19 protein-coding genes and 1 pseudogene are annotated in these 26,714 nt (G+C 71.3%); 12 read left to right on the top strand and 8 right to left on the bottom strand.

What is annotated here, in order from left to right; all coding sequences use genetic code 11:
• Positions 1-47: 47 nt before the first annotated feature.
• Positions 48-2,057: a bifunctional copper resistance protein CopD/cytochrome c oxidase assembly protein gene (locus ABD332_RS31450; protein WP_344505962.1), complete on the bottom strand. Its 2,010-nt coding sequence runs from the start codon at positions 2,055-2,057 to the stop codon at positions 48-50.
• Between the two features lie 136 nt (positions 2,058-2,193).
• Here ABD332_RS31450 and ABD332_RS31445 point away from each other — a divergent pair, with 136 nt between their 5' ends.
• On the top strand, positions 2,194-2,916 hold the full coding sequence (locus ABD332_RS31445) for a YcnI family protein (RefSeq protein ID WP_344505961.1): 723 nt from the start codon (positions 2,194-2,196) through the stop codon (positions 2,914-2,916).
• A 185-nt stretch (positions 2,917-3,101) separates the two neighbouring features.
• On the opposite strand, the gene ABD332_RS31440 is transcribed toward ABD332_RS31445, so the two are convergent.
• Entirely contained in the window at positions 3,102-3,860 is a 759-nt protein-coding gene (locus ABD332_RS31440; RefSeq protein WP_344505960.1) for a zf-HC2 domain-containing protein, read from the bottom strand.
• Positions 3,861-3,961: 101 nt separating this feature from the next.
• Here ABD332_RS31440 and ABD332_RS31435 point away from each other — a divergent pair.
• Positions 3,962-4,087: pseudogene (locus ABD332_RS31435) on the top strand (sigma factor-like helix-turn-helix DNA-binding protein); the annotation flags it as partial.
• On the opposite strand, the gene ABD332_RS31430 reads toward ABD332_RS31435, so the two are convergent.
• Positions 4,088-4,483, bottom strand: coding sequence for a cupredoxin domain-containing protein (locus ABD332_RS31430; protein WP_344505959.1), 396 nt, complete (start codon positions 4,481-4,483; stop codon positions 4,088-4,090).
• Between the two features lie 149 nt (positions 4,484-4,632).
• A complete protein-coding gene (locus tag ABD332_RS31425) occupies positions 4,633-5,211 on the bottom strand; it encodes a copper resistance CopC family protein (RefSeq protein WP_344505958.1) in 579 nt (192 codons plus the stop codon).
• A 131-nt stretch (positions 5,212-5,342) separates the two neighbouring features.
• Between ABD332_RS31425 and ABD332_RS31420 the strand changes: the two genes are divergently transcribed.
• The 5 genes from ABD332_RS31420 to ABD332_RS31400 all read left to right on the top strand — a co-directional run bounded on the left by ABD332_RS31420 (position 5,343) and on the right by ABD332_RS31400 (position 10,391).
• Positions 5,343-5,906: a copper chaperone PCu(A)C gene (locus ABD332_RS31420; protein ID WP_344505957.1), complete on the top strand. Its 564-nt coding sequence runs from the start codon at positions 5,343-5,345 to the stop codon at positions 5,904-5,906.
• Between the two features lies 1 nt (position 5,907).
• Positions 5,908-7,125: a Dyp-type peroxidase gene (locus tag ABD332_RS31415; RefSeq protein WP_344505956.1), complete on the top strand. Its 1,218-nt coding sequence runs from the start codon at positions 5,908-5,910 to the stop codon at positions 7,123-7,125.
• Between the two features lie 332 nt (positions 7,126-7,457).
• Entirely contained in the window at positions 7,458-8,063 is a 606-nt protein-coding gene (locus ABD332_RS31410; RefSeq protein ID WP_344505955.1) for a superoxide dismutase, read from the top strand.
• Between the two features lie 633 nt (positions 8,064-8,696).
• Positions 8,697-9,485, top strand: coding sequence for an MBL fold metallo-hydrolase (locus tag ABD332_RS31405; protein WP_344505954.1), 789 nt, complete (start codon positions 8,697-8,699; stop codon positions 9,483-9,485).
• Positions 9,486-9,584: 99 nt separating this feature from the next.
• On the top strand, positions 9,585-10,391 hold the full coding sequence (locus ABD332_RS31400; protein WP_344505953.1) for a polysaccharide deacetylase family protein: 807 nt from the start codon (positions 9,585-9,587) through the stop codon (positions 10,389-10,391).
• Positions 10,392-10,442: 51 nt separating this feature from the next.
• Here ABD332_RS31400 and ABD332_RS31395 read toward each other — a convergent pair whose 3' ends face one another.
• From ABD332_RS31395 to ABD332_RS31380, 4 genes are all read right to left on the bottom strand, one after another.
• The gene (locus tag ABD332_RS31395; RefSeq protein ID WP_344505952.1) at positions 10,443-13,103 is read right to left on the bottom strand and encodes a discoidin domain-containing protein; all 2,661 of its coding nucleotides are present in this window, start codon (positions 13,101-13,103) and stop codon (positions 10,443-10,445) included.
• Positions 13,104-13,177: 74 nt separating this feature from the next.
• Positions 13,178-15,460: a family 20 glycosylhydrolase gene (locus ABD332_RS31390; protein ID WP_344505951.1), complete on the bottom strand. Its 2,283-nt coding sequence runs from the start codon at positions 15,458-15,460 to the stop codon at positions 13,178-13,180.
• A 23-nt stretch (positions 15,461-15,483) separates the two neighbouring features.
• Entirely contained in the window at positions 15,484-18,252 is a 2,769-nt protein-coding gene (locus ABD332_RS31385; protein ID WP_344505950.1) for an alpha-L-fucosidase, read from the bottom strand.
• A gap of 80 nt (positions 18,253-18,332) precedes the next feature.
• Positions 18,333-21,119 carry a glycosyl hydrolase family 95 catalytic domain-containing protein gene (locus ABD332_RS31380; RefSeq protein ID WP_344505949.1) on the bottom strand — a complete coding sequence of 929 codons (2,787 nt, stop codon included), beginning with the start codon at positions 21,117-21,119 and terminating at the stop codon, positions 18,333-18,335.
• Positions 21,120-21,536: 417 nt separating this feature from the next.
• Here ABD332_RS31380 and ABD332_RS31375 point away from each other — a divergent pair, with 417 nt between their 5' ends.
• The 5 genes from ABD332_RS31375 (at position 21,537) to ABD332_RS31355 (ending at position 26,653) form a co-directional block, all read left to right on the top strand.
• Complete coding sequence (locus ABD332_RS31375; RefSeq protein WP_344505948.1) at positions 21,537-22,391, top strand: fumarylacetoacetate hydrolase family protein; 855 nt, start codon at positions 21,537-21,539, stop codon at positions 22,389-22,391.
• Positions 22,392-22,911: 520 nt separating this feature from the next.
• Positions 22,912-23,241: an L-rhamnose mutarotase gene (locus tag ABD332_RS31370; protein WP_344505947.1), complete on the top strand. Its 330-nt coding sequence runs from the start codon at positions 22,912-22,914 to the stop codon at positions 23,239-23,241.
• Positions 23,242-23,394: 153 nt separating this feature from the next.
• Positions 23,395-24,807 carry an N-acetylglucosamine/diacetylchitobiose ABC transporter substrate-binding protein gene (gene ngcE / locus ABD332_RS31365; RefSeq protein WP_344505946.1) on the top strand — a complete coding sequence of 471 codons (1,413 nt, stop codon included), beginning with the start codon at positions 23,395-23,397 and terminating at the stop codon, positions 24,805-24,807.
• Between the two features lie 27 nt (positions 24,808-24,834).
• Entirely contained in the window at positions 24,835-25,743 is a 909-nt protein-coding gene (locus ABD332_RS31360; protein WP_344505945.1) for a carbohydrate ABC transporter permease, read from the top strand.
• Positions 25,744-25,753: 10 nt separating this feature from the next.
• A complete protein-coding gene (locus ABD332_RS31355; protein ID WP_344505944.1) occupies positions 25,754-26,653 on the top strand; it encodes a carbohydrate ABC transporter permease in 900 nt (299 codons plus the stop codon).
• The last annotated feature ends 61 nt before the right edge of the window (positions 26,654-26,714 follow it).

Here is a 26,714-nt window from a genome sequence, read left to right as displayed (position 1 = left end):
AGTCGTCCGAAGTGCCCAGCAAGTTCCCGGTGAGTTTCGAAGAGTTCTCAGCGACGCTCGGCGGCCTCCGCGGCGCGGCGCAGGAAGGCGTTGTACCGGGCGAGCTCGTCGTCCTCACCCGCGGCTTCGGCCCGATCGGCGGCCCGGTCCAGGCGACGCTGCTCGCGCTCGTCGGCGCGGATCCACCGCACGACCAGCAGGATCAGGATCGCCACCGCCGGGAGTTCGCCGAACCCCCAGGCGAGCCCGGCGCCGACGCGTTGGTCGGCGAGGAGGCTGCCGGCCCAGGCGGGGTGGACGGCGGTGTACCAGTCGGCGGCGATGACCGTGCGGGACTGCATCAGCGCGACGCCGAGGAACGCGTGGAACGCCATGCCGGCGAAGTGGACCAGGACCAGGACCGGCGGGGGCACCGCACGCCTGCCCGGGTCGACGCCGATGAGGACCCAGAAGAACAGGAACCCGGTCAGCACGAAGTGGGTGAGCATCGCCAGATGACCGAGGTGGTACCGCATGAGGGTGCTGAGCAGGTCGCTGAAGTACAGGCCGTACAGGCTCACCACGTACAGGCCGAGCGCGACGACGGGATGTGACAGGACCCGCAGGACGCGGCTGTGCAGGCAGAGCAGCAGCCAGTCCCGCGCGCCGCGGATCGCCGGGTCGGCGGGCTTGCGCAACGTCCGCAGGGCCAGGGTGGCCGGGGCGCCGCCGACGAGCAGGATCGGCACCACCATCGCCAGGACCATGTGCTGGGCCATGTGCGCGCTGAACAGCACGTACGCGTAGCGGGCGAATCCACCGACGGTGAACAGGCCCAGGAGCAGCACCCCGCCGAGCCAGCTCGCGGTCCGCGCCACCGGCCAGCGGTGCCCGGCGCGGTGCAGCCGCCACACGCCGATCAGATAGCCGGCGGCTGCCAGCGCCACGACGGCGATGAAGAACCCGTCCAGCAGCGGCGGCCAGATGACCCGAGCGGCGCTGATCGGCGGTGGGGCGGTGAATCCGAGCAGGTCGGTGACCGGGTCCGTGTCCACCGGGTCGGTCGGCACCGGGGTCGGCGTGCGGGACAGCGCCACCGCGAGGCCGAACGTCGCGGCGAAGACGAGGAGTTCGCCGGTCGCGAGCCGCCGGAACGATCCGAACGCGCGTCGCCGCTGCACGGCACCGAACACCCCGACCACGATCAGCGCGACGATCTTGCCGAGCAGGAGCAGCCCGTACCGGGAGCGCCACAGCTCGTCGACGGCACCGAGGCGGACCGCCGCGTTCGCGAGCCCGCTGACCGCGACGGCCACCCAGCAGCCCAGGGCGAGGCGGCTGTAGCCGCGGACGGCGACGTCGAGGACCCGGTCGGAGCGGAGCGTGAGCAGGGCGCCGAGGCCGCCGACCCACAGCGCGGCGGCGAGGATGTGCACGGCGAGGCTCGTCACCGCCAGCTGGTGGTTGCCTGCGCCGGCCGAATGGCCGGTCAGCGCGGGCGGCAGGGCGGCGACGCAGGCGAGCGCGGCGATCATGCCGGCGCCGGTGCGGGTGAGCACGATCCGGCACGCGACGGCGATGACCGCGGCGAAGACGGCCTGCGCGAGGGCGGACCGGCCCTGCGCCACCGACCACGCAAGGCTGCGGAGCCCGGCGAACGACACCTGGGACACGGGCTGACCGAGCAGGTCCGACAGGGTCAGCGGCAGCATCGCCAGGGCGGTCAGGGACCAGCCGGTCGCCCACCACGAGGCGCGGCGCAGCATCCGGTATCCGGCCGGGCCGAGCAGCTGACCGGCGCCGTGCCGGCCGCCGCCCGGGTTGTCCAGGCCGGGCAGCAGGAACGCCGCGGTCACGCACCAGCCGACGGTCGCCACGCACCCGACGTTGACGGCCGCGCGAGCCAGCGGCAGCCCCCAGGTGGTGAGCGCCCCGGCGTCCGGCAGGCCGACGACCGTGCGTCCCGTGATCGCGCCGCCCCACCGCAACGCCGACACCAGCACTGCCACCAGTGTCATCGTGCCGGCGGCGAAGATGAGCGGCTTCCGGGCCTTTCGGGTCAGGTCCAGATAAGTCATAGTTTTCCGTGCACTACCGTGAGCATCGCCCAGGTAGTCGCTCCCAGACCCGGGTTGGTTCCCGTCACGAGGCTGTGATCTGTGGAACTCGAGGGGCCGCCATCCCGCTCGTCGTTTTCGAGAGGACCCAGCAGTCATGCGTCTCGTTCGCCTTGCTCGTGCCGGTGCCGCCCTGGCCGCGGTGGCCGTGGCGGCCTTCACGTTCCCCGGCGTGGCATCCGCGCACGTCACCGTCAACCCGAACACCGCCACCCAGGGCGGCTACACCAAGGTCACCTTCCGGGTCCCGAACGAGAAGGACGACGCCAGCACCACCAAGCTGGAGATCGCGATCCCGACCGACACGCCGATCGCGTCGGTGTCGCTCAAGCCGCTGCAGGGCTGGACCGCGGTCACCGAGAACAGCAAGCTCGCCACCCCGATCAAGACCGACGACGGCGAGATCACCGAGGCGATCTCGAAGATCACCTGGACGGCGTCGGCGGGCGCGGAGATCAAGCCGCACACGTTCCAGGAGTTCGACGTCTCCCTCGGCCCGCTGCCGACCGCCGACCAGATCGTGTTCAAGGCCCTGCAGACGTACTCCAACGGTGAGATCGTCCGGTGGATCGACGAGCCCGCCGCCGGTGCCGAGGCCGAGCACCCCGCCCCGGTGCTGAAGCTGACCAAGGCCGGTGCCGCCGCGAGCCCGGCCGCCGGCACCGCGGCGAACGTCGCGGCGCAGGACGCGGCCGCCACCGCCAACGACGGCGACACCGACGGCACCGCGATCACCCTCGGCGTCTTCGCGCTCATCGCCGGCCTCGCGGGGCTGTTCCTCGGCGTCCTGGCCTACCGCCGCGCTGGCCGCACCGGCTGACCGTCCAGCGAGCCGGGTCCGCCGTCATCACGGCGGCGGACCCGGCGGGAACTTCAGGACACGCGGCGGCGACTACCTGGTGTGCCGTATGTGAGTCCCTGCGCGTGGACGGTGACCTTCCGGTTGCGGACCCGCGGCACCGCGGCGCCGGTGATGACGACAACCCTGCGCACGTGACGGCCCGGTCAAGCGGCCCGGTCCAGGTCCGCGGCGCCCGTGCTGATCCGCGCCTGGCCCTGGATGAGCCGCAGCGGCGGCCGCGTGGCGGTGGGTTCCGGCAGCGGCTGCTGCTCGGTCAGGCGCCAGCGTGGCCGCAGCCCGCGGCTCGGTGGAGTGCCGGGGTCCAGACGGGGGTGGCACAGCGCCAGCACGAGGAGGTACCCGGCGAGCACGAACCCGTGACTGGCCAGCCGGATCTGCTGCACCTGACCGGCGAACACGTCGTTGGCACTGAGCAGCGCAAGGAGCGCGACGAACGCGGACAGGATCGGCACTGCACCCGTGGGCCGGCTACGGCTCCAGGCGGCGAACGCGAACCCGGCACCGACGGCGACGTTCCAGGCGGCCGACTCGTGCCACAGGTGCCCCGCCGTGGCGCCCGCCGCCGCAGCCGCGTGGACGTGCTCGGCCGCGGCGTTGCGGGCGACCTGCGCCATGCCGAGCAGGAACTGCGCCGCGCCGAGCGTGCCGAGCGCCACCCGCAGACCGTTGCGCAGCCTCGGCATGTCGGGCCGGACCTTGCGCAGCAACGCCGCGATGTCCAGTCTCGCGGGCACGCCGACCGGCTGGATGCGCACGGCGCGGGTCAGCATGAGGGCGTCGCGCTGCCACGTCCGGCAGGTGCGGCAGCGGCGCAGGTGTGCGTCGGTCTCGGCGGCCGGGACCGGCTCGGCCTCGCCGTCGAGCCGGGCGGACAGCGCTTCCTGGTACAGGTCACATCCCACACACCGGTAGTCGTCCCCAACCCGGAAAAGGTTCCACCAGGAACAGCGGAAGGCACGGTGGTGCGCCATGAGCGCCGCAGGCCCGGGTGACTCGCTCACCGGTGCTCGGCCTGTCCTACGCGGAGGCCGCCGAGGTTGAGGGTGTACCGATCGGCACGGTCCGGTCACGGGTCGCCAGGGCGCGCGCGGAGCTGGTGGCCGCGCACCGCACCGCGCAGGCCAGCTGATCAGCGCACCACGAGCTGCACCAGCAGCAGATGCGCGCCGTGGGTCTCGATCTCGAACATGCCGGCCGTGTCGGCGGGGAATTCCAGTGTTGCGGGCTGCCCGGCGGTGAGCGTGGCCTTGCGGTCATAGCCGTGGACGTGCAGTTCGTCGGGCACGTCGGAGGTGACGGTGAGCTTGATGGTGCTGCCTTTGCCGACTTCGACGCGTTGCACGGGCGGGTCGGCCCGGCCAGCGGTGATCGTCACGGTGATCTGCCGGTCCTGCACGGCGGCGGCGTCGCCGGTGCTGCCGCGGTACAGCAGCGCCACGACGACGCCGGCGACGATGAGGACGGCGACGGCGGCGAGCCGGGTGACGGTGTCCCGGGAACGGGCGGGTGCGGAGGTGACGGGCACGGCAGAGTCCTAACGCGAGCACGGTAAAGGGCTGCGGTCCCCGGTGCGCCATACACCGGTTGGCCGCTTGTCCGCTCCGGCTGCCGCTCCGGGGTTGTGGACGCGGCCAGCGTACCGGTGCCGCGCCGGCAGCGGCAGTGCCTCGTTCGTCAGCCCGTCCGGCTCCTGCGCCACCAGACGGCGCCGCCGCCCAGTACCAGCGCGACGGCGACGACACCGAGCACGACCCAGAGCAGTCCGCTGGCCCCGCTGTCGCTCGAGGCCGGGCCGGTCCCGACGGTCGGTGTCGCCGCCGAGGCCGTCGCCGGGGCGGCGCTCGTCGCCGGTGGCGGGCTGGACGGGGCGGTGGTGGTCGGTGCCGGTGCGGCGTTGGTGAAGGTGAGCTGGCCCTCGATCGGGTGGCCGTCGACGGAGACGGTCCGCCACGCGACCTTGATCGCGCCGGCGGGCAGCGGCTTGACGGACTGGGTGAGGGTCTTGTCGACGGACTTCGGGGTGCCGTCGCTGTAGGAGATGCCGTCGGGCCCGGTGACGACCACGGTGCTGAACTGCTGCTTCACCGGCTCGTTGAAGGTGAACGTGACTGCGGTCAGTGGGGCGGACACGGTGGCGCCGTCGGCCGGGTCGCTCTTGACGAGCTTGGCGTGTGCCCACGCCGGCGTCGGCGGGGCCAGCAGGACGAGCAGGGCCACGGCGGCGGCGGCCAGGACCGCGCGGAACGTTCGCATGCGTCCATCCTGGACCCTCCGGCACTCCGGTCGGCACTGCGGGCAGCGACACGAATCTCACGGGAACTTTCCCGGCGTGCGCCCCGACTACTCCCATGACAGTGCTCTCCGCCGAACGTGAAGGATGTCCGATGTCGTTGCGCAACCTTGGTGCGCTGGCCGGCGCTGTGCTGGTGCTCGCCCTCACCGCTTGCGGGTCCGAGGAGTCCTCGAGCAGCACACCATCCGGGCAGGCCGCGCCGGCCGCCATGAGCGCGAGCGCGCAGGCGGCGCTGGTGGTCAAGGACCCGTGGGTGAAGAGCGCGAAGTCGGGGATGTCCGCGGCGTACGGCACAGTCATGAACACGACCGGCAAGGAGATCGTCGTGGTGTCGGTGACGTCGTCGGTGTCGCCGATGATGGAGCTGCACGAGACGACCACGGTCGACGGGAAGATGGCGATGCGGCCGAAGGACGGCGGTTTCGTCATCCCGGCCAACGGCAGCCACGAGTTCAAGCCCGGCGGCGACCACTTCATGCTGATGGACGTCAAGACCGAGGTGAAGGCCGGCGACCAGGTCACGTTCACGCTGACGCTGAAGGACGGCGGGACGGTGCAGTTCACGGCCCTCGGCAAGGACTTCGCCGCGGGCAACGAGTCCTACATGCCTGGCATGGGTGGCAGCCCGAGCGCCAGCGCGATGACGATGGGCTGACATGACCCGTCGTGCACGCGGGCCGGTCAGCAGGCGTGCCCTGCTGACCGGCGGTGCGCTGTCCGTGGGCGGGGCGATCGGCGTCGCCGCGGCTTCGGCATCGCGTCCTGAGCAACGCGTTCCTGAGGTGTCAGCCGCGAACTTCGGCGGGCAGATGGTGCCGTTCTACGGTGCACATCAGGCGGGAGTGGAGACGCCGGCACAGGCACATGCCGCGTTCGTCGCGCTCGACCTCGCCGCCGGTGTGGACCGTGCGGCGCTGCGCCGGATGATGCTGGTGCTGACCGACGATGCGGCCCGGCTGACCCAGGGCCTCGCGCCCCTCGCCGACGGGCAGCCGGAGCTGGCGCACGTGCCGGCCCGGCTCACCGTGACGTTCGGGTTCGGGCCGCGGCTGTTCGACGCCGCCGGGCTCGGCGACCGGCGGCCGGCGTCGCTGGAGCAGCTGCCCGCATTCGGCATCGACCGGCTGCAGGAGCGGTGGAGCGGCGGGGACGTGCTGCTGCAGCTCTGCGCCGACGACCCGCTCACCGTCGCCCACGCCCAGCGGATGCTGGTCAAGGACAGCCGGTCGTTCGCGACCGTACGGTGGGTGCAGCGCGGATTCCGGCGCGGCCGCGGCATGCAGGACGACGGGGTGACCCAGCGCAACGTCCTCGGCCAGATCGACGGCACCGGCAACCCGGCGCCGGGCAGTCCGATGTTCGGCGGCGCGGTGTGGACCGACACCGGACCCGCCTGGCTGCACGGCGGGACGACCGTGGTGATCCGCCGGATCCGGGCCGAGCTGGAGCAGTGGGACGCCGCCGACGCGGTCGGCAAGGAGTTCGCGGTCGGGCGGCGCCTGTCTGACGGCGCGCCGATCACCGGGCAGCGGGAGTCGGACAAGCCCGACTTCAACGCGAAGAACGAGCTCGGCTTCTCGGTCATCTCCGAGTTCTCGCACGTGGCCCGCGCGCAGGTGGGAGAGGACCGGTTGCGGATCTTCCGGCGTCCGTACAACTACGACGAGCCGCCCGGCGCCGACGGCACCGCCGACAGCGGCCTCGTGTTCGCCTCGTTCCAGCGCGACATCGGCGAACAGTTCATCCCCATCCAGCGCAAGCTCGCGGAGGCCGACCTGATGAACGAATGGATCACCCCGATCGGGTCCGCCGTCTTCGCCGTCCCGCCCGGCTGCGAACCCGGCGGCTGGATCGGCGAGGGTCTGCTCAAGTAGAAGGATCAGCGTCATATCCAGTACGCCACCCGCGGGTTGGCGACGCTGTAGGAGCCGCAGGCCCTGCCGGCGCCCGGGGCGCTCGTCAACCTCGTCGGCGCCGTTCGCGCGGGGTTGCTCGTACAGCTGGAGACGCCCGCATCCTCGACGGAGCTCGCCGCCCGTCTCGGCGTCACCATCACCGCGGTCAACCAGCACCTGCGGAGCCCTTCGAGGGCCACCGAAATCCGATCTTTTGCAACTTTGGTCACCCTCAGCCCGATCCCGCTCGACTCCTTATTGCAAGATACTGGCAGAAGCAATCTCATGGCATCATCCTGAGAGGATCGCGAATGGCTGTCTACACGCTGCCGGACATGCCCTACGACTACGGCGCCCTGGAGCCGGCGATGTCCGGGCAGATCCTGGAGCTGCACCACAGCAAGCACCACGCCGCATACGTGAAGGGTTCCAACGACGCCCTCGACCAGCTCGCCGAGCTGCGCGAGAAGGGTGACTTCGGTGCCCTCGTCGGGCTGGAGAAGACCCTGGCGTTCAACCTGTCCGGGCACGTCCTGCACTCGATCTTCTGGAACAACCTGTCACCCAACGGTGGCGACCGCCCCGACGGCGAGCTCGCCGCCGCGATCGAGGAGCACTTCGGCACGTTCGAAGGCTTCGCCGGTCAGCTCTCCACCGCCACGAAGGGTGTGCAGGGCTCGGGCTGGGGCGTGCTGGCGTGGGAGCCGCTCGGCAGGCGCCTGCTCGTGGAGCAGGTGTACGACCACCACGGCAACGTCGGGCAGGGCACCACGCCGCTGCTCGTCTTCGACGCCTGGGAACACGCCTACTACCTGCAGTACAAGAACGTCCGCCCCGACTACGTCGACCAGCTCTGGAACCTGGTCAACTGGGCCGACGTGCAGGCCCGCTTCGCCGCGGCCACCGCGGCGGCGTGACCGAAGCCGCCCGCGGCACGAGCGCCGAGATCGTCCAACGCGTCGCCGGGTCATCGCCGCGAAGCGCCGCGGTGACCTCGCCGGCGCCGAGGCGCTGCTCGGCGCGTTCTACCTCCTGGCCGAACTCGCGCCCGACCCGCTGCGGACCCCGACCGGGAAGAGCGTGGAGGACCTCGTCCGCGAGCTCAACCTGCTGCTCGAACGGGCGCTGACGAGCCTGCCGGACCGAGCGTGACGCAGCACACGGGCACCCCATCGCATCCGGTGGGGTGCCCGTCGGCATGATCTGAGGGAGGTGGCGGCGCCCAGTTCAGGTTGAGGACCATCGCGCTGGGCGCCGCCGCGCCTGACCGCACCCTGCGCAGCCATGGCGTCGACGAAGAACCCGCCAGGCAACGGTGACCACTCCAAGGACCGTACCCAGCCAGGACTCTCCTTCTGCCAGTCTCCTGTATTTGCCAATCAGTTGCAACAAGGCCACTGCCGGTGGTTTGTAACTACAGCTGGTATGCATCGAGACGAGACGCATCGAGACACCCCATGACGATCTTGAGACTGTCGCGGACGTCCCGGCGTGCGGCGTCACGGTCGTCCTCCCGGCTGGTGCGGGTGCCCGCTGGCACACTGGCGGGCATGGTCGACTGGTACACGCGGACCGACGTGGGTGGCGGCGTCATCCGGATCTCGGAGCCGCACGTCAACGAGCTGCTGTCGGCGAACTTCTGGTGGCTGCGCGGCACCGACCGCGACATCGTGATCGACGCCGGGCTCGGTGTCGTCGGCCTCCGGGACGCGGTCGCGGGCCTGTTCGATCGCGACCCGATGGTCCTGCTCACCCACGCGCACCTGGACCATGTCGGTGGCGCGGCCGAGTTCGCCGACCGGGCCGCGCACCCCGCCGAGGCGGAGCTGCTGGCGGCGGGTGTACCGGCGAGCCTGTACGGCGCGGAGCTCTACGACAAGCTTGGGATCGACGCGGCGGGGGAACCCGTCCCGGAGCTGATGCTCGACGTCCTGCCCGGTCCCGGCTACGACCCGGCCGGCTACCGCGTCCGGCCCGTCACCCTGAGCCGTACGATCGACGACGGCGACCGGATCGACCTGGGCGGGCGGGTACTGACCGTGCTGCACCTGCCCGGCCACACACCGGGCAGCATCGCCCTGCTGGAGGAGCACACCGGCACCCTGTACTCCGGCGACGTCATCTACGACGGTGGCCTGATCGACGACCTGCCGAACTCCGACGTCGCCGCCTACCGGCGGAGCATGGAGCTCCTCGCCGACCTCGACGTGTCCGTCGTCCACCCCGGCCACGGGCGCAGCTTCGACAGGACGCGCCTGCAGCAGCTCGCCGGGGCGTACCTGCACAGGACGGCTGAGGTCCCCGGCTCGGGGATGTCCATGACGGAGGGCTCAGGGTAACTCCCTGATGGCACCGGCGATCAAAACCGGTCGCTGGGAGGAGGTCCGGCCGGGGGTCCGCGTGACACGATGCCGCCAGGGACTGACGGGGGAGCAGGGATGGTGCTGTCGCGACGAAGATTCCTGGCGGGGGCGGGGCTGGCCGCGGGTGGGGTGGTGGCCGGCGCGGCGGGCGGACCGCTCGCACGGCACGCGTTCGGGCTGGACCACCCGCCGCTCAGCGGTGGCTACGCGTCGGCCGCCGACGTGCTCGCCGACGCGCAGTCGCCGAGCACCACCATCACGTATCACGTGCGCACCAACGAGCCGGTCGTCGCGTTCACCTTCGACGACGGGCCGGCGCCGAAGTGGACGCCCATGGTCCTCGACGCCCTCGACGAGTGGCAGGTGCCGGCGACGTTCTTCATGGTGGGGCGCAATCTCAGGCGGCACGCGGACGTCGTACACGGGCGGCTGGACCGCCACGAGATCGGCAACCACACGTGGTCGCACCCCGACCTCGCCACGCTCGACCTGCGCCACGCCGTCGACGAGGTGCGCCGCGGCGACGAGGCGATCCGTGCGGTGACCGGGCGGACGCCCACGCTGCTGCGGCCGCCGTACGGGCACCTCGGCGGCTCCACCGTCCTCGCCGCCGACAAGCTCGGCTACCGGCTGGTGCTGTGGTCGCACCAGATGGACGAGCGACGCTACCGCCGCGACCCGCAGCAGCAGGTCCGCGCCATCGTCGACGCCGTGCAGCCCGGCTCGATCGTCTTGGCGCACGACGTCGGCCAGCCGCGCAGGTTGGTGGCGCTGCGCCACCTCGGCGAGATGTTCGCCGGCCTGCGGGCCCGGGGCTTCCGCCTCGTGACGGTGTCGGAGCTGCTCGCCATGGACCAGAACGACCCTGCCCGCCGGCCCTGACGAGCCGGCGGTGCCGCCCGGGACAGCGGACCGTCCCGGGCGGCACCGGGGTCAGGCGGGCCGGCCGTAGAGGGTGATCTCTGCGGCGGAGGCGTAGGCCGCGCCGTTGGTTGCGCGGGTGGTGCGGAGGCGGACCTGCCGTGCGGTGGTGGGGGTGAAGGTGACGGTCCTCGGGGTGCTGCCGGCCGGGAAGGTGCCGGCGGCGACCTGGGTCCAGATGGTGCCGTCGGTGCTGGTCAGGATCTGGTAGTCGGCGATGGTGCCGTTGGTCCCGCCGTCCTGGCGGGGCAGGTAGTCGAGCCGGTCGACGACGACGCTGTTGTTGAGGTTGACGGTGAGGTGGTGCGGCATCGGCGCCACGCCGCCGGTGTAGGCGGTGTGCCAGATGGTGGCCGGGTTGCCGTCGGCGGCGTTGGTGGGGGCGCCGTTCTCGCCGGCGGACTCGGCGCTGTCGGCCGTCACGGTCCAGCCCGCCCGGGACAGCGGGGGCAGGCCACCGCCGCCGACCGCCTCGTCCGTCGGCACCGCCTGGAAGACGGCGACCTCGAACGGCTGCAGCGTGATGGTGACGGGCGTGGCGGCGTCGGCGACGAAACCGCTCCGGCGGCCGTCGCGCTCGGTGAACCTGTACCGCCGGTGCGCCCCGCCCGGCAGCTCGAACACGGTCCGCGGGTCGACGGTGAACGCCTGCGCGGCCGTGGTCGGGTTCCTCAGCATCAGCATGCCCGTGGAGGCACCCGCCGTGGAGTTCCACGCCGCGGTGCCGTAGACGGCGCCGGCGGCCGGGTCCCCGCCGATCCAGTGCACGTCGCCGAGCAACCGCTCGTTGGCCCGCGCCCATCGGGCGTTGGCCGCCACGGTGTCCCAGAACCAGGCCGCACCGGGCCGGTCCGGGCTGACGAGCGTGTTGCGCACGTACAGCTCCTGCAGGCTCAGCCCGAGCGCGAAGTAGGCACGGACGTCCTGCGAGACCTGCTCCCGCACCGACGGCTTGCTCAGGTCGTAGTCGGCGGTGAACTGCGGCGTGCGGTCGGAGAAGATGATGCCGTGGTTCATCAGGCTCGGGATCGGGAACAGCGGGTTCTGCGTCGCCACGTTGCGGAACGTCTCGGAGTCGCGGTAGCTGACGTAGCGCTGCTGCGGTGTGCCCTGCCCGGCGAGTGACGCGTCGTGCCCGTCGCGCCAGATCGAGTCGGTGTACCACAGCCAGTACGGTGAGCCCCAGGTGCCGACGGTCGCGTTGACGAACACGTCCTTCTGGTGCGCGCGCAGATCCGAGGTGAGGCCGAGCAGCGCCTCGTAGTCGGCGATGTAGGCGGTGTTCGGGCCTGACTGGTACAGCCCGCCGCCGATGCCGTCGAACTTGAAGCCGCGCACGCCCTGGTTGTCCATCATGTCGAAGGCCACCGACCGGAACCGGTCGTAGTACCGGGGGCCGGCGAGCATGAACTGCCCGCCAGCGTGGGTCTCCAGCCTCCGGTCGGCGGGTTTGCTGGCGTTGAGCGCGGAGCGGGTCGACGCGCTGCTGCCGTAGCCGCCGAACGGTGACATCCACACCGACAACGATGCGCCGTACTGCGCGGCGGCGGCCCGCTGCGGTGCGAAGCCGGTCGGGAACTGGGTGGGGTCGAACGACCACACGTGCAGGTTCGTCTCGTCCACGGGTGGCGTGCGCAGGTAGTCCCATCCGTCGTCGACCCAGAAGCTGTCGATCTTCGCGCCCCGCGTGGTGAGCTGGGTGCCGAACAGGTTGACGGCGCGGGTCAGCTCGGCGCCGTCGATGACCTCGCCCGGCGGCTTGAGGTCCAGCCAGCTCTGGTAGTGCAGGAACGTGCGCCGGTCGTGCGCCCGCTCGCGCGCCAGGTAGTACTGGAAGGACCGGCGGAGCTGCCCGGCCGCGGCGACGCCGGTCGAGGCGGTGTACTGCCACGACGCGCCCGCGGTCAGGTCGCCGGCCCGGCGGACCGCGATGTCCACCGTGGAGCCGGAGACGGTGGCCTTCGCCATCGGGTTCTCGACGCCGACGAAGACGGTCTCGCCGCCGGCGGTGCCGTGCACGACGGGGCTGCCGTCGTCCTGGCCGAGCACCCGGGCGTTGCCGAGGTTGAGCTCGACCAGGCGCAGCGACGTGATGTCGAACGTGCCGGCGACGGAGCGGACGGTGAAGGCGTGCTGCACCGTGTTCGCGCCGTCGCGCAGCCGCACCTGCCACTGCACGTCGAGGGTCCGGCCGGCCGAGGTGTGGCGGAACGTCGTGGTGACCGCCTTTCCGGCCGACCGTTCGGCCAGGCGCGCGGAGCCGGCGTTGGCGGCCAGGTCCGACAGCGCGGGTGGGGCGGACACGGTGCTGTTGGCGGTCGTGATCGTGCTGCCGTCGGCGAGCGTGAGTGTGAACAGCCCGCGCAGCGTCATCGGCACCGTGGTGTTCGTCGCCCGGTTCTGGAACCGGGTCAGCGACACGGTGCTGCCGGTGAGGCTCCATGTGCTGGACAGCGCGGCGTTGGCGAGGGTGAACGTGCCGGCGGACAGCGACCCGGTGGCCGTCCCGGGCACGGGGCCGGGGAAGACGATCCCGCCGGCGTCGGCGTAGACAGGGTCGGGTGGCGGTGCTGCCGCCGCCGTGCCGTCGGCGGCGGACACGCTCACCAGCGTGCCGGCGGTGGCGGCGAGCGTCGCGGCGGCCGCGAGGAACCGCCTGGTTCGGACCTGCATGTCATGCTCCTGCGTGCTGGAAGGGGGTGGTGCCGGCGGGCACCGTCACCACCCCGGCCGTCGTGCGGGACAGGTCAGAGGGTCGGCGCGGTCCATTGCTGGTTGACGGCGCCGTGGCAGGTCCAGAGGATGAGGCGGGTGCCGTTGGCGGTCGCGCCGCCGTTGGCGTCGAGGCACTTCCCGCCGCTCTGGAATGTGCGTGCCGTCGCGCTGTAGGTCCAGCGCTGGTACGCCGCACCGTTGCAGGTGCGGATCACCGCGGCGGTGCCGTCGGCGGTGGCGCCGTTCGCGGGCTCGAGACACTTGCCGAGCGAGCGCAGCGTGCCGTCGGTGTGGTGTGTCCAGGTCTGGTTGGCGCCGCCGTGGCAGTCCCACAGCGCCACCTGGTTGCCGTCGGCGCTGCTGTTGTTCGGCACGTCGACGCACCGGCCGCTGCCGGCCCCGGTGACCGTGCCCCGCTTCGGGCCGTAGACCTCCAGCTCCCACAGCGAGTACCCGAAGGTGGTGGCGCGCTGCGTGCCGTACATGCGGACGTACCGGGCGGTGCCGGTGACGGCGTACTCGTCGGTGCCGCCGTCACCGGCGGTGGTGCTCGCCACCGTGGTCCACGTGGCCGCGTCGTTGGAGGTCTGCACCTGGTAGGCCCGCCCGTACGCGGCCTCCCACCGCAGCACCACCCGCGACAGCTCCTTCGCCGAGCCGAGGTCGACCTGGATCCAGGTCGGGTCGGTGTAGCCGGAGGACCAGCGCGTGGCCGCGTTGCCGTCGACCGCGTCGGCGGCCGGGAAGCCCGCCGTCTCCGTGGACGAGGCGGTGACCGGCCGGTTGTACGCCAGGTTGTCCGCCGAGCCCGGCCAGCCGGGTGAGCGGCCGACCTTGTCCATCACGGCGGTGAACTCGGTGTAGGTCGGCACGGGCTTCGGCGAGCCCCACGTCTGCTGCGCCACCACCCGCAGGATGCCCCGGATGCCGGCCTCGACCTGCTCCTCGGTCTCCGCGTCGGGGTTGTCGCACCAGACGTGGACGAGGGTGCCGAGGTTGCGGCCCGGGGCGTTGACCGTCTGGTTGCCCTGGAACCGGTCGGGCGTCCAGGTCTCGTAGCCCCACGTCAGATTCGGCTTGCCGCCGCCGAGCACGTAGTACGTCGGGTCCCAGGACTGGTTCGTGATCGTGTGCCCGCGGTCGAGCAGCCCCTGCGGCGAGAGGCCGTAGTTGTACCAGAACTCCACGACGATGTTCGACGCCGGGCGGACGGTGCCGTCGCCGCCGATGCCGTCGTTCCACATCCGGGTGGTCTTGCCGCCGGCGCGGACGATGTCGTTGGCCCAGTTGATGAAGCCGTAGTAGGTGTCCTTGGCCACGGCGTTCGGGCCGTAGTTGGCCCGGGCGTAGGTGAGCAGCTGCGGGTAGGCGTTGTAGTTGCCGACGTACTCGTCGGCGCCGATGTGCCAGTACCGGCCCGGGAACAGCGGCAGGTACTCCTGGATCAGGTCCCGGACGAGCGTGTAGGCGCCCGGCTCCGACAGGTCGAGGTAGTACGGGTTGCGGTTGCCGGCCGTGTCGTCGAGCTGCAGCTCCGGGTGGTTGGCCAGGATCGCGTTCATGTGCCCAGGCATGTCGATCTCCGGGACGACCTCGATGTGGTACTGCGCGGCGAGCGCGACGAGGTCGCGGATCTCCTGCTTGGTGTAGTGCTGCGCGGACACGACCTCCGGGTGGGTGCTGCTCTCCAGCCGGAATCCGAACGTGTCGGAGAGGTGGAGGTGGAGCCGGTTCATCTTCAGGTAGGCCAGCTCCTTGATGTGCCGGCGCAGCCACTCCACGGTGAAGTACTTGCGGCCCTGGTCGACCATCAGACCGCGCTCGGACTTCGACGGCGCGTCCGTGGTGGTGCCGGCCGGGATCGTGGTGCGCTGCTTGAGCAGTTGCAGCACGGTCCGGGTGCCGTAGAACGCGCCGGTGTCGGTGGAACCCTGGACGGTGATGGAGGAGCCGACCGTCATCGTGTACCCCTCGGCGGGCTGGGTGCCGCCGAGGGTGAGCCGGATGTCGCCGGCGCTCGCGGTGCCCGCGGCGACGGTGACGGCACGGCCGGTCAGGTCGCGCAGGTCCGCGGCGAAGGTGGCCGCGTCGTCGTTGAGTTGGGCGGTGTAGGCCGGGTCGACGACGATCCGGGAGGTGGTGGTGAAGGTGTAGCTGCCGCTGCCCGCGGTCCACTGCTGCAGCGCCGGGATGACCTGGAGGTCACCGGGCGCGGCGAGCGCCGGGGTCGTCCGCAGGACGAACGCGGTGGCGCCGGCGGCCACGGCGAGCACCGCGCCCCCCGCGACCAGCTGTCTGACCCTTCGAACTTGCATGGGCGTCTCCGATCTGCGTGGAATCAGCACGTTTCCGGGTTGGCTGTGGCGTTGGTGGAGTACGCGGTGAGCGTCGCGACCTGCGGCGTGCCACGGGCGGCGGTGATCCGCAGCCGCAGCCGGTCGCTGGTCACCGCGCTGGACAGCGGCACGATCCGCTTGTAGCCGACCGTGCCGGCGGCGGCGACCTGTTGCCAGGCACCGGCGACCCAGGCGTCCACGGCGAACGACTCGACGCGCTGGCCGTTGGCGACCGACTCCTGCAGCAGCACCCGGTCGAATGTCCGGGCCCGGCAGGCGGTCAGCTCCACCGAGCCGGTCGTCGCGCCGGCCGCCGGGGACCAGAAGGTGCCGAGCGCCGTGTCCGTCAGCGCGGCGTGGGTGCCGGTCGCGCCGGCCTTGGCGAACAGTTCCCTGGTGTAGCGGGCACGCAGCTGCGTGCCGAAGCCGTCCAGGGCGGTCACGTCCGGTGCGTCGATCACGCCGGCCCGGTTCGGGGGCACGTTGAGCAGCAGGTTGGCGTTGCGGCCGACGGCGTTCTCGTAGAGCTGCAGGATGGTGCCGGCCTGCTTGACCGACCCGTTCTGCGACGAGTGCCAGAACCAGCCGGGCCGGATCGACACGTCTGCTTCGGCCGGGTACCACGACAGGTAGGTGATCGTGCCGAGCCGGCTCGAGATGAGCGAGCTCGAGCCGAGGTCGCTGGACTGGGCGCCGGCGAGCAGGTCGTCGTCGCGGTTGAGCGCGGCCGGGTCGGTGCCCTTGAACGGCAGCGCGCTCCACTCGTCGGCGCGGAACGCCCCGGACTCGGAGCCGATCCAGCGCACGTCGGGGCCGTTGATGGCGATGGTGGCGTTCGGCTGCAGGCTGCGGATCAGCTGGTACCAGTCGCCGACCTGGTACGGCTGCGGGTAGGCCGTGTACGGGTTGGCGCCGTCGAACCAGACCTCCTCGATCGGGCCGTACTCGGTGAGCAGTTCGTAGAGCTGGTTGAGGAAGTACGCGTTGTAGGCGTCGGCGCTGTAGGTGTAGCGCTGCGCCGGGTTGCGGGTGTCGCCCGGCACCGGCGTCGGGATCGTCACCGTGGTGCGGGGGCTGCCGTTGCCGAACCGGTCACCGCCGCGCCGGCCGGGCACCTCGGCGCCGTCGGCGGGGGAGAGGTAGAAGCCGACGGCGAGGCCGGCGGCGCGGGCGGCGTCGACCATCGCCCGGAAGACGTCGCCGCGCCACGGGCTGGAGGCGACCGAGTGGGTGCTGTACCGCGACGGGTAGAGCAGGAAGCCGTCGTGGTGCTTGACGGTGAGGATGACCTGCTTGAACCCGTTGCGCTTGAGCACGTCCATCCACTGGGCCGGGTTCACCGCCGCCGGGTTGAACAGGGCCGGGTCCTCGTTGCCGGTGCCCCACTCGACGTCGGTGAAGGTGTTCATGCCGTAGTGCAGGAACGCGGTCAGCTCCCGCTGCTGCCACGACAGCTGGGCCGGCGTCGGGACGACCTGGCCGGCCTTCTGCCGGACGCGGTCGAGCGGGTCGCAACGGTCCACGGCGATGACGTTGGCCGGGGTGACCGGGCCGGTGCTGCCCGGGTTGCCGGTGCAGCCCGGCGGCGGTGCCGAGCCACCGCAGGCGGGCGCCTCGAGCTGGAAGTCCACCGGGCTTGCCGCACCGCTCACCGAGGCGAGTGCGACCGCGTCGAGGGTGCCGTGCCAGCCACGGTTGCGGGTGCCGGCGTCGTTGCCGAACGTCAGCAGTCCCGCCGAGGCGTTGGCCGCCGCGACCGGTGTGGTGACGACGGTGCCGACCTGGCAGCCGTTGACGTACGCGACGAGCCGGGCCGACGTGTCGCTGACGTACTGGTACGCCAGGGCCACGTGGGTGTCGGCGGTCGTGGACAGGTTCGGCCCGTCCTGCTGGGTGTCGTGGTACGGCGCGTCGGGTCCGTACATGCCGAACTGCGTGACGTCCTGCGACCCGGTGCGGTACCGGTAGTACGCGCCGCCGGCGAGGCTGAGCACGGTGTCGAAGTCGAGCGTGGCACCGGCCTGGCGGCGGACCACCGCCTCGGCCAGCAGGCCGGTGTTGACGTACTTGGCGCCGGTCACGGGCTGCCGCGGGGTGAAGCCGATGCCGGTGCCGCCGCCGGTCAGGGTGACCGTCGTGCCGCTGATCGTCTCGGTGCCGGCCAGGCGGGTCAGGGTGCCGTCGACGAGCTCACCGGTCGACGGCGTGTATCCGCTGGCCGAGGTGAAGGTGCCGCTGAAGCTGACGTTGAGCAGCGCCTTGAAGTTCGCGGCGGCCGCGTCCCAGCGCTGGTTGTCCGCGCTGGAGCAGACCCACAGGATGACCCGGGTGGTGTTGGCGGTCCCGCCGCCGTTGGCGTCCAGGCAGGTGTTGGTGGCGTGGTTGCGGAGGGTCTTGGTGGTGGTGTCGTAGGTCCATTGCTGGTTGGTGGCGGTGGTGCAGGCCTGGATGACGGCGTCGGCGCCCTGGGCGGTGGTGGCGGGGGTGAGGCACATGCCGCGGTTGCGGATGGTGTTGTCGGCCTCGCGGGTCCAGACCTGGTTGGGGTTGCCGTGGCAGTCCCAGAGGATGACGGCGGTGCCGGGGGTGGTCGAGCCGCCGGGCACGTCGACGCAGCGGCCGCTCGCGACGCCCCTGATGGTGCCGGCGGCGGCCGCGCCTGCGGGCGTGGTCGAGGCCGAGGCCACTTGGACCACGACGGTGGTGAGCAGGGTGAGCGCCCCGAGGAGCAGGCCGCCGTGGCGGGCTCTCCGGCGCTGGGTTGGTCTCACGGTGATCCTTTCCGGTCGCGCGCCGCCGGAGCGGCCTGGGTGGTCGACGCCGACCACCCAGGCCGGGCACGGTCACGCGGTCACAGCAGCCACTGCTGGTTGGCGGAGGTGTGGCAGGGCCAGAGGATGACCCGGGTGGTGTTGGTGGTGCCGCCGCCGTTGGCGTCCAGGCAGGTGTTGGTGGCGTGGTTGCGGAGGGTCTTGGTGGTGGTGTCGTAGGTCCATTGCTGGTTGGTGGCGGTGGTGCAGGCCTGGATGACGGCGTCGGCGCCCTGGGCGGTGGTGGCGGGGGTGAGGCACATGCCGCGGTTGCGGATGGTGTTGTCGGCCTCGCGGGTCCAGACCTGGTTGGGGTTGCCGTGGCAGTCCCACAGGATCAGTGCGGTGCCGGGCGTGGTCGCCGCACCGGGCACGTCGACGCAGCGGCCGCTCGCCACCCCGAGGATCGTGCTGCCGGTGGACGGTGCGACGGCCTGGTACCTGTGTCCGGCCTGGGCGGTGAAGGTGACCTGGCTGCCGTTGCGGACGACCGGGACCGCCTGGTTCGTGCCCAGGTCGACGACCGCGGCGCCGGCCAGGATCGGGTTGCGCAGGGTGAGCGGGCCGGCGGTGCCGGCGGTGACCGTGATCCGGGTGGCGGTGCGGTTGCGCCACTCGACGTCGACCGTGGCGTTGCCCCGGGCCCGCAGGCCGCTGACCGAGCCCGCCGGCCACGCGGCCGGCACCGCCGGCAGCACGTCGATGATGTCGTGCTGGCTCTGCAGCAGCATCTCGGCCACACCCGCCGTGGCGCCGAAGTTGCCGTCGATCTGGAACGGCGGATGGGTGTCGAAGAGGTTCGGCAAGGTGCTGCCCTTGAGCTGTTCGGCGAGCATCTTGTGCGCGTGGTCGCCGTCGAGCAGCCGCGCCCAGAAGTTGATCTTCCAGGCTTTACTCCATCCGGTGCCGCCGTCACCGCGCGCGGTGAGCGACACCTTGGCGGCCTGGGCGTACGCGGGCGTCGTCAGCGGCGAGATCTGCCGGCCGGGGTACAGCGCGTACAGGTGCGACACGTGCCGGTGGTCGTTGGTCTGGCTGTCCCAGTCCGCCTTCCACTCCTGCAGCTGGCCCCAGGATCCGATGCGCAGGCCCGGGTCGAGCCGGTTCAGCGTGCTCTGCCACTGCGTGCGCAGCGTCGCGTCCAGCCCGAGTGCGGTGCTCGCCTCGATCGTGTTCGTGAGCAGCTCCCACACGATCTGCTCGCTCATCGACGCGCCGGCGGAGAAGTCGCCCTGCTCGGGGGAGTAGCTCGGCGACACGACGAACTTGCCGTCGCGCGGGTCGGTGTGCAGGTTGGCCCGCCAGAACTCGGCGACCTCCTTCATCGCCGGGTACGCCCGGTCCCGCAGGAAGGCGGTGTCCCGGGTGTACCGGTAGTGCTCGTAGAGGTGCTGGCACAGCCAGGCCGCCGCCTCCGGGAACCAGAACGCGGTCGCCCAGTCCTGCACGCCGGTGAAGCCGTACGCGTTGGTGCTCAGGTGCGTGACCCATCCGGTCGTGCCGTAGATGTTCTGGGCGGTGACCCGGCCGGGTGCCCGCAGCGCCTCGATGAAGTCGAACAGCGGCTCGGCGGTTTCGGTCAGGTTCGTGGTCTCGGCCGGCCAGTAGTTCATCTGGACGTTGATGTTGGTGTGGTAGTCGGCCTGCCACGGCGGGCTGTTGGAGTTGTTCCAGAGGCCTTGGAGGTTCGCCGGCAGTGGGGAGCCGTCCCGGGACGAGCTGATGAGCAGGTAGCGGCCGAAGGAGAAGTACAGCGACTCGAGCGCGCGGTCCTGCGGCCTGCCGCCGGCGCCGGTGTAGGCGGCCCGCAGGTCGTCGGTGGGCAGGTTGGGCATCTGGCCGCCCACGTCGAGCCGCAGGCGGTCGAACAGGCCCCGGTAGTCGGTCAGGTGCGCGGCGCGGACGGCGTCGTAGCCGGCGGTGACGGCGCCGTCGACCGCCTGGGTGACCTTCGCGTGCGGGTCGGCGCCCCGGTAGGCCGGGTACGTGTCGGCGTAGGAGGTGCCGGCCGAGAGCACGACGAACGCGCTGTCGGCCCCGGTCACGGTGATCCGGTCGGTGTCGTCCGTGCGGGTGCCGCCGGTGGTGACCACGCGGTACTGCGTCTCGTGGATCAGGCCGTTGCCCAGCGTGCCGCGCACGGTCATGCGGCCGCCGGCCACGGTGGTCGTGCTCGCCTGTGCCGCGGTGGTCCGCAGGACGAACGAGATCCTGCCCGTCTGGCTGGCGGTCAGCCGGGCGACGACCACGTTGCGGGGATGGCTGGCGAAGTACTCCCGGCGGTAGGTGACGCCGCCGTGGGTGTAGCTCACCCGTGCGGTCGCCTCGCTCAGGTCCAGCTCGCGTTGGTAGCCGGTCACCGTGGCCGGCGTGCCGGTCATGTCGAGGTAGGTGTCGGCGAGGTTCTGGTAGCTGCCGAAGGCGGTCATGGGCTGTCCGAGCCTGGCGGCGACGGCGCCCGCGGTCATGCGTCCGTCACGGTCGATCTGGGCCTGGACCTCGTCGATGGCGCCCGGGCGCGGGGCCACCCAGTTGCCGTGGTTGTACCCGGCGGCGCCCGGGCCACCGGTCCAGAGCGTCTTCTCGTTGAGCTGGAGGTGCTCGGCCTGCGGCCCGCCGAAGACCATGGCGCCGAGGGCGCCGTTGCCGATCGGCAGGGCGTTGCTCTCCCAGGTGCTGGCCGGCTCGTCGTACCAGAGCGTGAGGGCGGGGTTGGTGGGGGCCGCGGCGGCGCGTTCGGCGCCGGGCAGGACGACGGCGACCCCGTTGAGCAGGAGACCGGCGACCGCCGCGGCAGCCGCCGCCCGGATCCGCTGTCGATGACGCATAGCTTCTCCTCGATCTGGGTGTGGCGAGTGAGCCCGCGGGGCACAATTTTGTCAATGCTTCGGCCAAACGGAGATCTGCTGTGCGGGTGGGACGCGGTCGCCGAAGTGGCCGTTGAGCTGCGGATACGCAGAGTCCGGATGGGGTTGGCGGCGGGCGGGGCTGCGGATACACCCGATGTCTATGTGCCGGATGGTGTCTACTGACCGGCTGGGAGCGGTCCCGGTAACGCTCTGGTCTCGAATTATGTCAAGGCAATGGATTTTTTAGAAACCGAGAAAAGTACCTGGCCTGCGAGGTCTAGCGGCGGCTCGGCGGATCCCGTCCGGAGGGCGTGTTGCGAACGTTCACCCTGGATGTTAGACATCGGACGTCCGATGGCCAAGAGCCACATGGATCCGATGTCTGACGGTGGTGTGATGAAGCTTCTCCGTGCGGGTCGTGCCGGCGCCGAACATGTCTGTGTGCTGCTCGGTGACGGGCGGCTGCTCGACCTGTCCGAGGCGGTGGCCGACGTCGACCCGGCCTTCTTTGCAGGCGGCGGCATCGAGCGGATCCGTGGCCTGCTGGGCGCGCACGGGTTCCCGACCGTCTCGCGGACGGGGCTGCGGATCGGCGCGCCGATGGCCCGCCCGGGCAAGATCGTGTGCGTCGGGCCGAACTATCCCGCACAGGCCGAGACAGGGCAGCCCGCACCGGCGGAGCCGGTGGTGTTCCTCAAGGCGCCGGACACGGTGGTCGGGCCCGACGACGAGGTGCTCGTGCCTCGCAACAGCGTCAAGACCGACTGGGGGATCGAGCTCGGCGTCGTGATCGGCCGCACCGCCCGCTACCTCGACACGGTCGAGGAGGCCCTCGCCTGCGTCGCCGCGTACGCCATCTCCCACGACGTCAGCGAGCGGGAGTTCCAGCTCGAGCGCGGCGGCCAGTGGGGCAAGGGCACGTCCTGCGAGACGTTCAACCCGCTCGGCCCGTGGCTGGTCACCGCCGACGAGATCGCCGACCCGCAGGACCTGGGCATGCGGTTGTGGGTCAACGACGTGCTGCGCCAGGACGCCACCACCAAGGACATGATCTTCGGCGTCGGTGAGTTGATCCGGCACCTCAGCCACTTCATGACGTTGCGGCCGGGCGATCTCGTCAACACCGGCACCCCCGGCGGCGTCGCCCTCGGGCAGCCGGACCCGAAGCCGTACCTGCGCCCCGGTGACGTGGTGCGGCTCGAGATCGACGGCCTCGGCTGCCAGCGGCAGAAGCTCGGGGCGGCGTGGTGAGCCGCACGCGCGCCGCCCACGCGGCTGACGCCCGGCGGCCCGCAGACGTGACGGGTGCGGCGTCGCGCCCGTCGCGCCGGGGACCGGCACCACCATCCGGCCCGGAGGGCCTCGCCGGATACGCGTTCCCTGACGGTCCCGCGTGGATCACCAGGGGTGGGTCGTGACCGATGCGTCAGGTCAGGCGCGACGTCATGACAGGGGACCGCGTACTGAGCGCCGGCGAGCTCGAAGGCCCGGTGGCTCCGGTCACCGCGGCGCCCGGGGCAGTGGGCCGGGCGGCTGCCGGCCCGCTGTCCGCCGCACCGGGCGCCGGGGCGGCGTGCCCGACCCGACATGTCGTTCGGGTCGGGCACGTCCGCTCGACGCCGGCGGCGGGCCCGGATGATCGCGCCCGCCGCGGCCCGCCCGGCTTCCCGCCTGTCACCCGAAGTGAGGCCCGCATGTCGTTGACCGCACGTCGTGCGGCCGCCGCGGTGGCCGCCCCCGACCCGGCCACCATCGCCCGCGGCGACGTCGGATGACCGGAGACACCGGCGCCGTCGAGATCGCGTTGCACACCCGGCTCAGGCCCGGCGCCGAGGAGGCGTACGAGCGCATCCACGCCGTCATCCCGGCCGACCTCGACGCCGCGCTGCGGGAGGCCGGCGTGCTGAGCTGGCGCATCTGGCGCGACGGCCTCGACCTGTTTCACCTGGTCCGCGTCGTGGACCCGGTGCAGATGCGCCGGCACCTGCGCGACCACCCGGCCAACCAGGTGTGGCAGCAGCGGATGGCGGCGCTGCTGGACGTCCCGGACACCTACGACGACGGCGCGACCGGGCTGGGACTGGTCTGGAAGCTGCCGTGAGCAAGGCCGGCGCTCGCCGGCGCGAGCGCAGCAGGACGACCCGGCCCGGACCGCACCCGGGCCACCGTGCACGTCGCCGGCATCGAGGAACGGCGCCGGCGCGCCTTGCAGCACCTTCGTTCAACCCCCGGCACCACGCAATCAGGAGGAACCATGTCCAGTGCACTGTCCCGGCGCACGGTCCTGCGGCGGGCGGCCGTCGCCGGCCTGGCGGCCGGTCCGGCCGCCGGCCTGCTGGCCGCCTGCGCCGACAGCGGATCCGAGGAGGGCGGCGACACCAAGGGCACCACGAGCGCCGCCAACCCGCTCGGCGTGAAGGAGGACGCGCCGGTCAACGTCGTCATCTTCAACGGTGGCTACGGCGACAAGTACGCCACCGACGTGCACGAGCCGCTGTACAAGAAGGCGTTCCCGAAGGCGGAGGTCAAGCACCAGTCCAGCCAGGCCATCTCGACCCTGGTGCAGCCTCTCATCGCCGGTGGCAACGCGCCGGAGTTCGTCAACAACTCCGGCTCCCAGGCCATGGACGTGGGCGCGCTCGTCGCCGACGGCCAGCTGCAGGACCTCACCGAGCTGCTCGACGCGCCGTCGGTCGACGACCCGTCCAAGAAGGTCCGCGACACGCTGATCCCCGGCACGGTGGACACCGGAACCCTCAACGGCAAGCCGTACGTGCTGTACTACGTGTCCACGGTGTACGGCATCTGGTACTCCGGCAAGCTGTTCGCCGAGAAGGGCTGGCAGCCGGCCAGGACCTGGCCGGAGTTCCTGGCCCTGTGCGAGACGATCAAGAAGGCGGGCATCGCGCCGTACGCCTACGCCGGTGCCAACGCCGCGTACTACCAGTGGAACATCATCCTCACCAGCGCCGCGAAGATCGGTGGCGCGGACGTCCTCAAGAACATCGACAACCTCGAGGACGGTGCCTGGAAGACCGACGCGGTCAAGCAGGCCGCCGAGGCGTGGGCCGAGATCGGCGCCAAGTACAACCTGCAGGGTGCCGAGGGTCTCAAGCACACCGACGTCCAGCTCAAGCAGAACCAGTACCAGCTGGCGATGTACCCGTCGGGTGACTGGCTCGAGAACGAGCAGAAGAAGGACACACCCGAGGGCTTCAAGTACCAGTTGACGCCGGTGCCCGCGGTGACCTCCAGCGACAAGCTGCCGTTCACCGCGGTGTACTCGGCGGCGGCGGAGGGCTACGTGGTCATGGCCCGCAGCAAGAACCCGCGCGGGGGCCTGGAGTACATGCGCCAGATGCTGTCCAAGGCGGGCGCGAAGGGCTTCACCGAGACGGTCAAGGCACCGACCGTCGTGATCGGCGGCGCGGACGGCATCACCTTCACGCCCGGCGTGCAGTCCTCGCAGGACGCGCTCAAGGCGGCCGGCAAGGACGTGTTCAACGTGCTGTTCGACACCTGGTACAAGGACCTCGACAAGGAGGTCCGCACGGCCACGAACGAGCTGATGTTCGGGCGTATCAAGGCCGACGCGTTCGTCGAGCGCATCCAGAAGAAGGCCGACGAGGTCAAGAAGGACTCGTCGGTCACCAAGTTCAAGCGCTGACCGACCCGCCCTGATCGGAGCCAGGAAATGCGGCACGGGAAGTACCCCTTCGTCACGGGGTTCCTCATCGCACCGGTGACGCTGTACGCGATCTTCGTGTTGTCCCCGTACGTGCAGACGATCCGCCTCTCGTTCCACCGATGGCGAGGTTTCACCACGCCGCGGTGGGCCGGGACGGAGAACTTCGAGCGGATGCTTCAGGCCGACCGGTTCTGGCAGGCGCTGGGTCACCACGCCGTGATGCTGGTGTTCCTGCCACTGCTCACGATCGCGATCGCGGTGGTCTTCGCGTTCATGCTCAACGTGGGCGGGGCCGGCCGCGGCGGCAGGACCGCCGGCGTCTGGGGCTCGACGTTCTACCGCGTGGTGTTCTTCCTGCCGCAGGTGCTGGCCATCCCGGTGGTGGCGGTGCTGTTCGCGACCGTGTACCGGCCGGACCGGTCGGGCCTGATCAACGGCGTGCTGCTGCGCGCCGGCATGGACGAGCCGGTCGGCTTCCTCATCGACCGCCACCTCGCCCTGCCGTCGATCATCGCGGTGCTGGTCTGGCAGGCGGTCGGCTTCTACGTGGTGCTGTTCTCGGCCGGGATGGCCAACATCCCGGCCGAGATCTACGAGGCCGCCGAGCTCGACGGCGCCTCGAAGGTGACCGTGTTCTTCAGGATCACGCTGCCGCTGCTGTGGGACACGATCCAGACGGCGTGGGTGTACCTGGGGATCCTCGCCTTCGACGCGTTCGCGATCGTCTCGGTGCTGGCGCAGGACAACGGCGGGCCCGACGGCGCCACCACCGTGCTGGGTCTGGAGATCTACAACTTCATGAACATGAGCCGGTACGGCGACGCCACCGCTTACAGCGTCGCGCTGTGCGTGCTGTCGCTGGTGTTCGCCGCCTTCACGCTGCGGGTGAGCCGCCGCGAAACGCACGAGTTCTGAGAGGTCGGACATGACCGCCACCATCGGTCGGCAGCAGGCGCGGGGCGTGCGAGCCGTCGCGCCGGCGCCGCGGAAGCGCCGCAGGCTCACGGGAGCCGGCCTGGTCACCCAGGCGGTGCTGGCAGCCTGGGCGTTGCTGATCATCATTCCGCTGGCCTGGGTACTGCTCGCCTCGTTCAAGGACACCACGGAGATCTTCTCCGCACCGTGGACGCTGCCGGGCCGGCTGCGCTGGGAGAACTGGGGCCGCGCCTGGGTGAAGGCCGACGTGGGCCGGTACGTGCTCAACAGCGTCATCGTGGTGTCGCTGTCGACCGCCGGCACCATGCTGCTGAGCTCGATGGCCGCCTACGTGCTCGCCCGGTACCGCTTCTGGGGCAACCGGCCCGTCTACTTCCTGTTCGTCGCGGGGATCGCCTTCCCGCCGTTCCTCGCCGTCGTGCCGCTGTTCTTCGTCGTCAAGAACTTCGGGCTGCTGAACACCTACACGGGCCTGGTCCTGGTCTACATCGCCTACTCGCTGCCGTTCACGATCTTCTTCCTCACCTCGTTCTTCCGGTCGCTGCCCAACTCGGTGGCCGAGGCCGCGGAGATCGACGGCGCGTCGCACACCCGCCGGTTCTTCGCGGTCATGCTGCCGATGGCCCGGCCCGGTCTGATCAGCCTCACGATCTTCAACCTGATCGGCCAGTGGGGGCAGTACCTGCTGCCCCTCGTGCTGATGGCGGGGGCGAGGGACAAGTGGGTGCTCACCCAGGGCATCGCGAACATCTCGACCAGCGCCGGCTACGAGGCCGACTGGTCCGGGCTGTTCGCGGCCCTGAGCATCTCGATGCTGCCGATGATCGTGATGTACGTGATCTTCCAACGGCAGATCCAGGCCGGGCTGACGGCCGGCGCGGTCAAGTAACCCACGGCCACACCGAAGCGGCGGGCGCGTCCACATCGGACGCGCCCGCCGCGGTGTTCGG

It is taken from the genome of Dactylosporangium maewongense (assembly GCF_039531485.1).
GTDB lineage: Bacteria > Actinomycetota > Actinomycetes > Mycobacteriales > Micromonosporaceae > Dactylosporangium > Dactylosporangium maewongense.
Note: the sequence above shows the minus strand (reverse complement) of the source record. Positions and strands in the feature narration are given on the sequence as shown.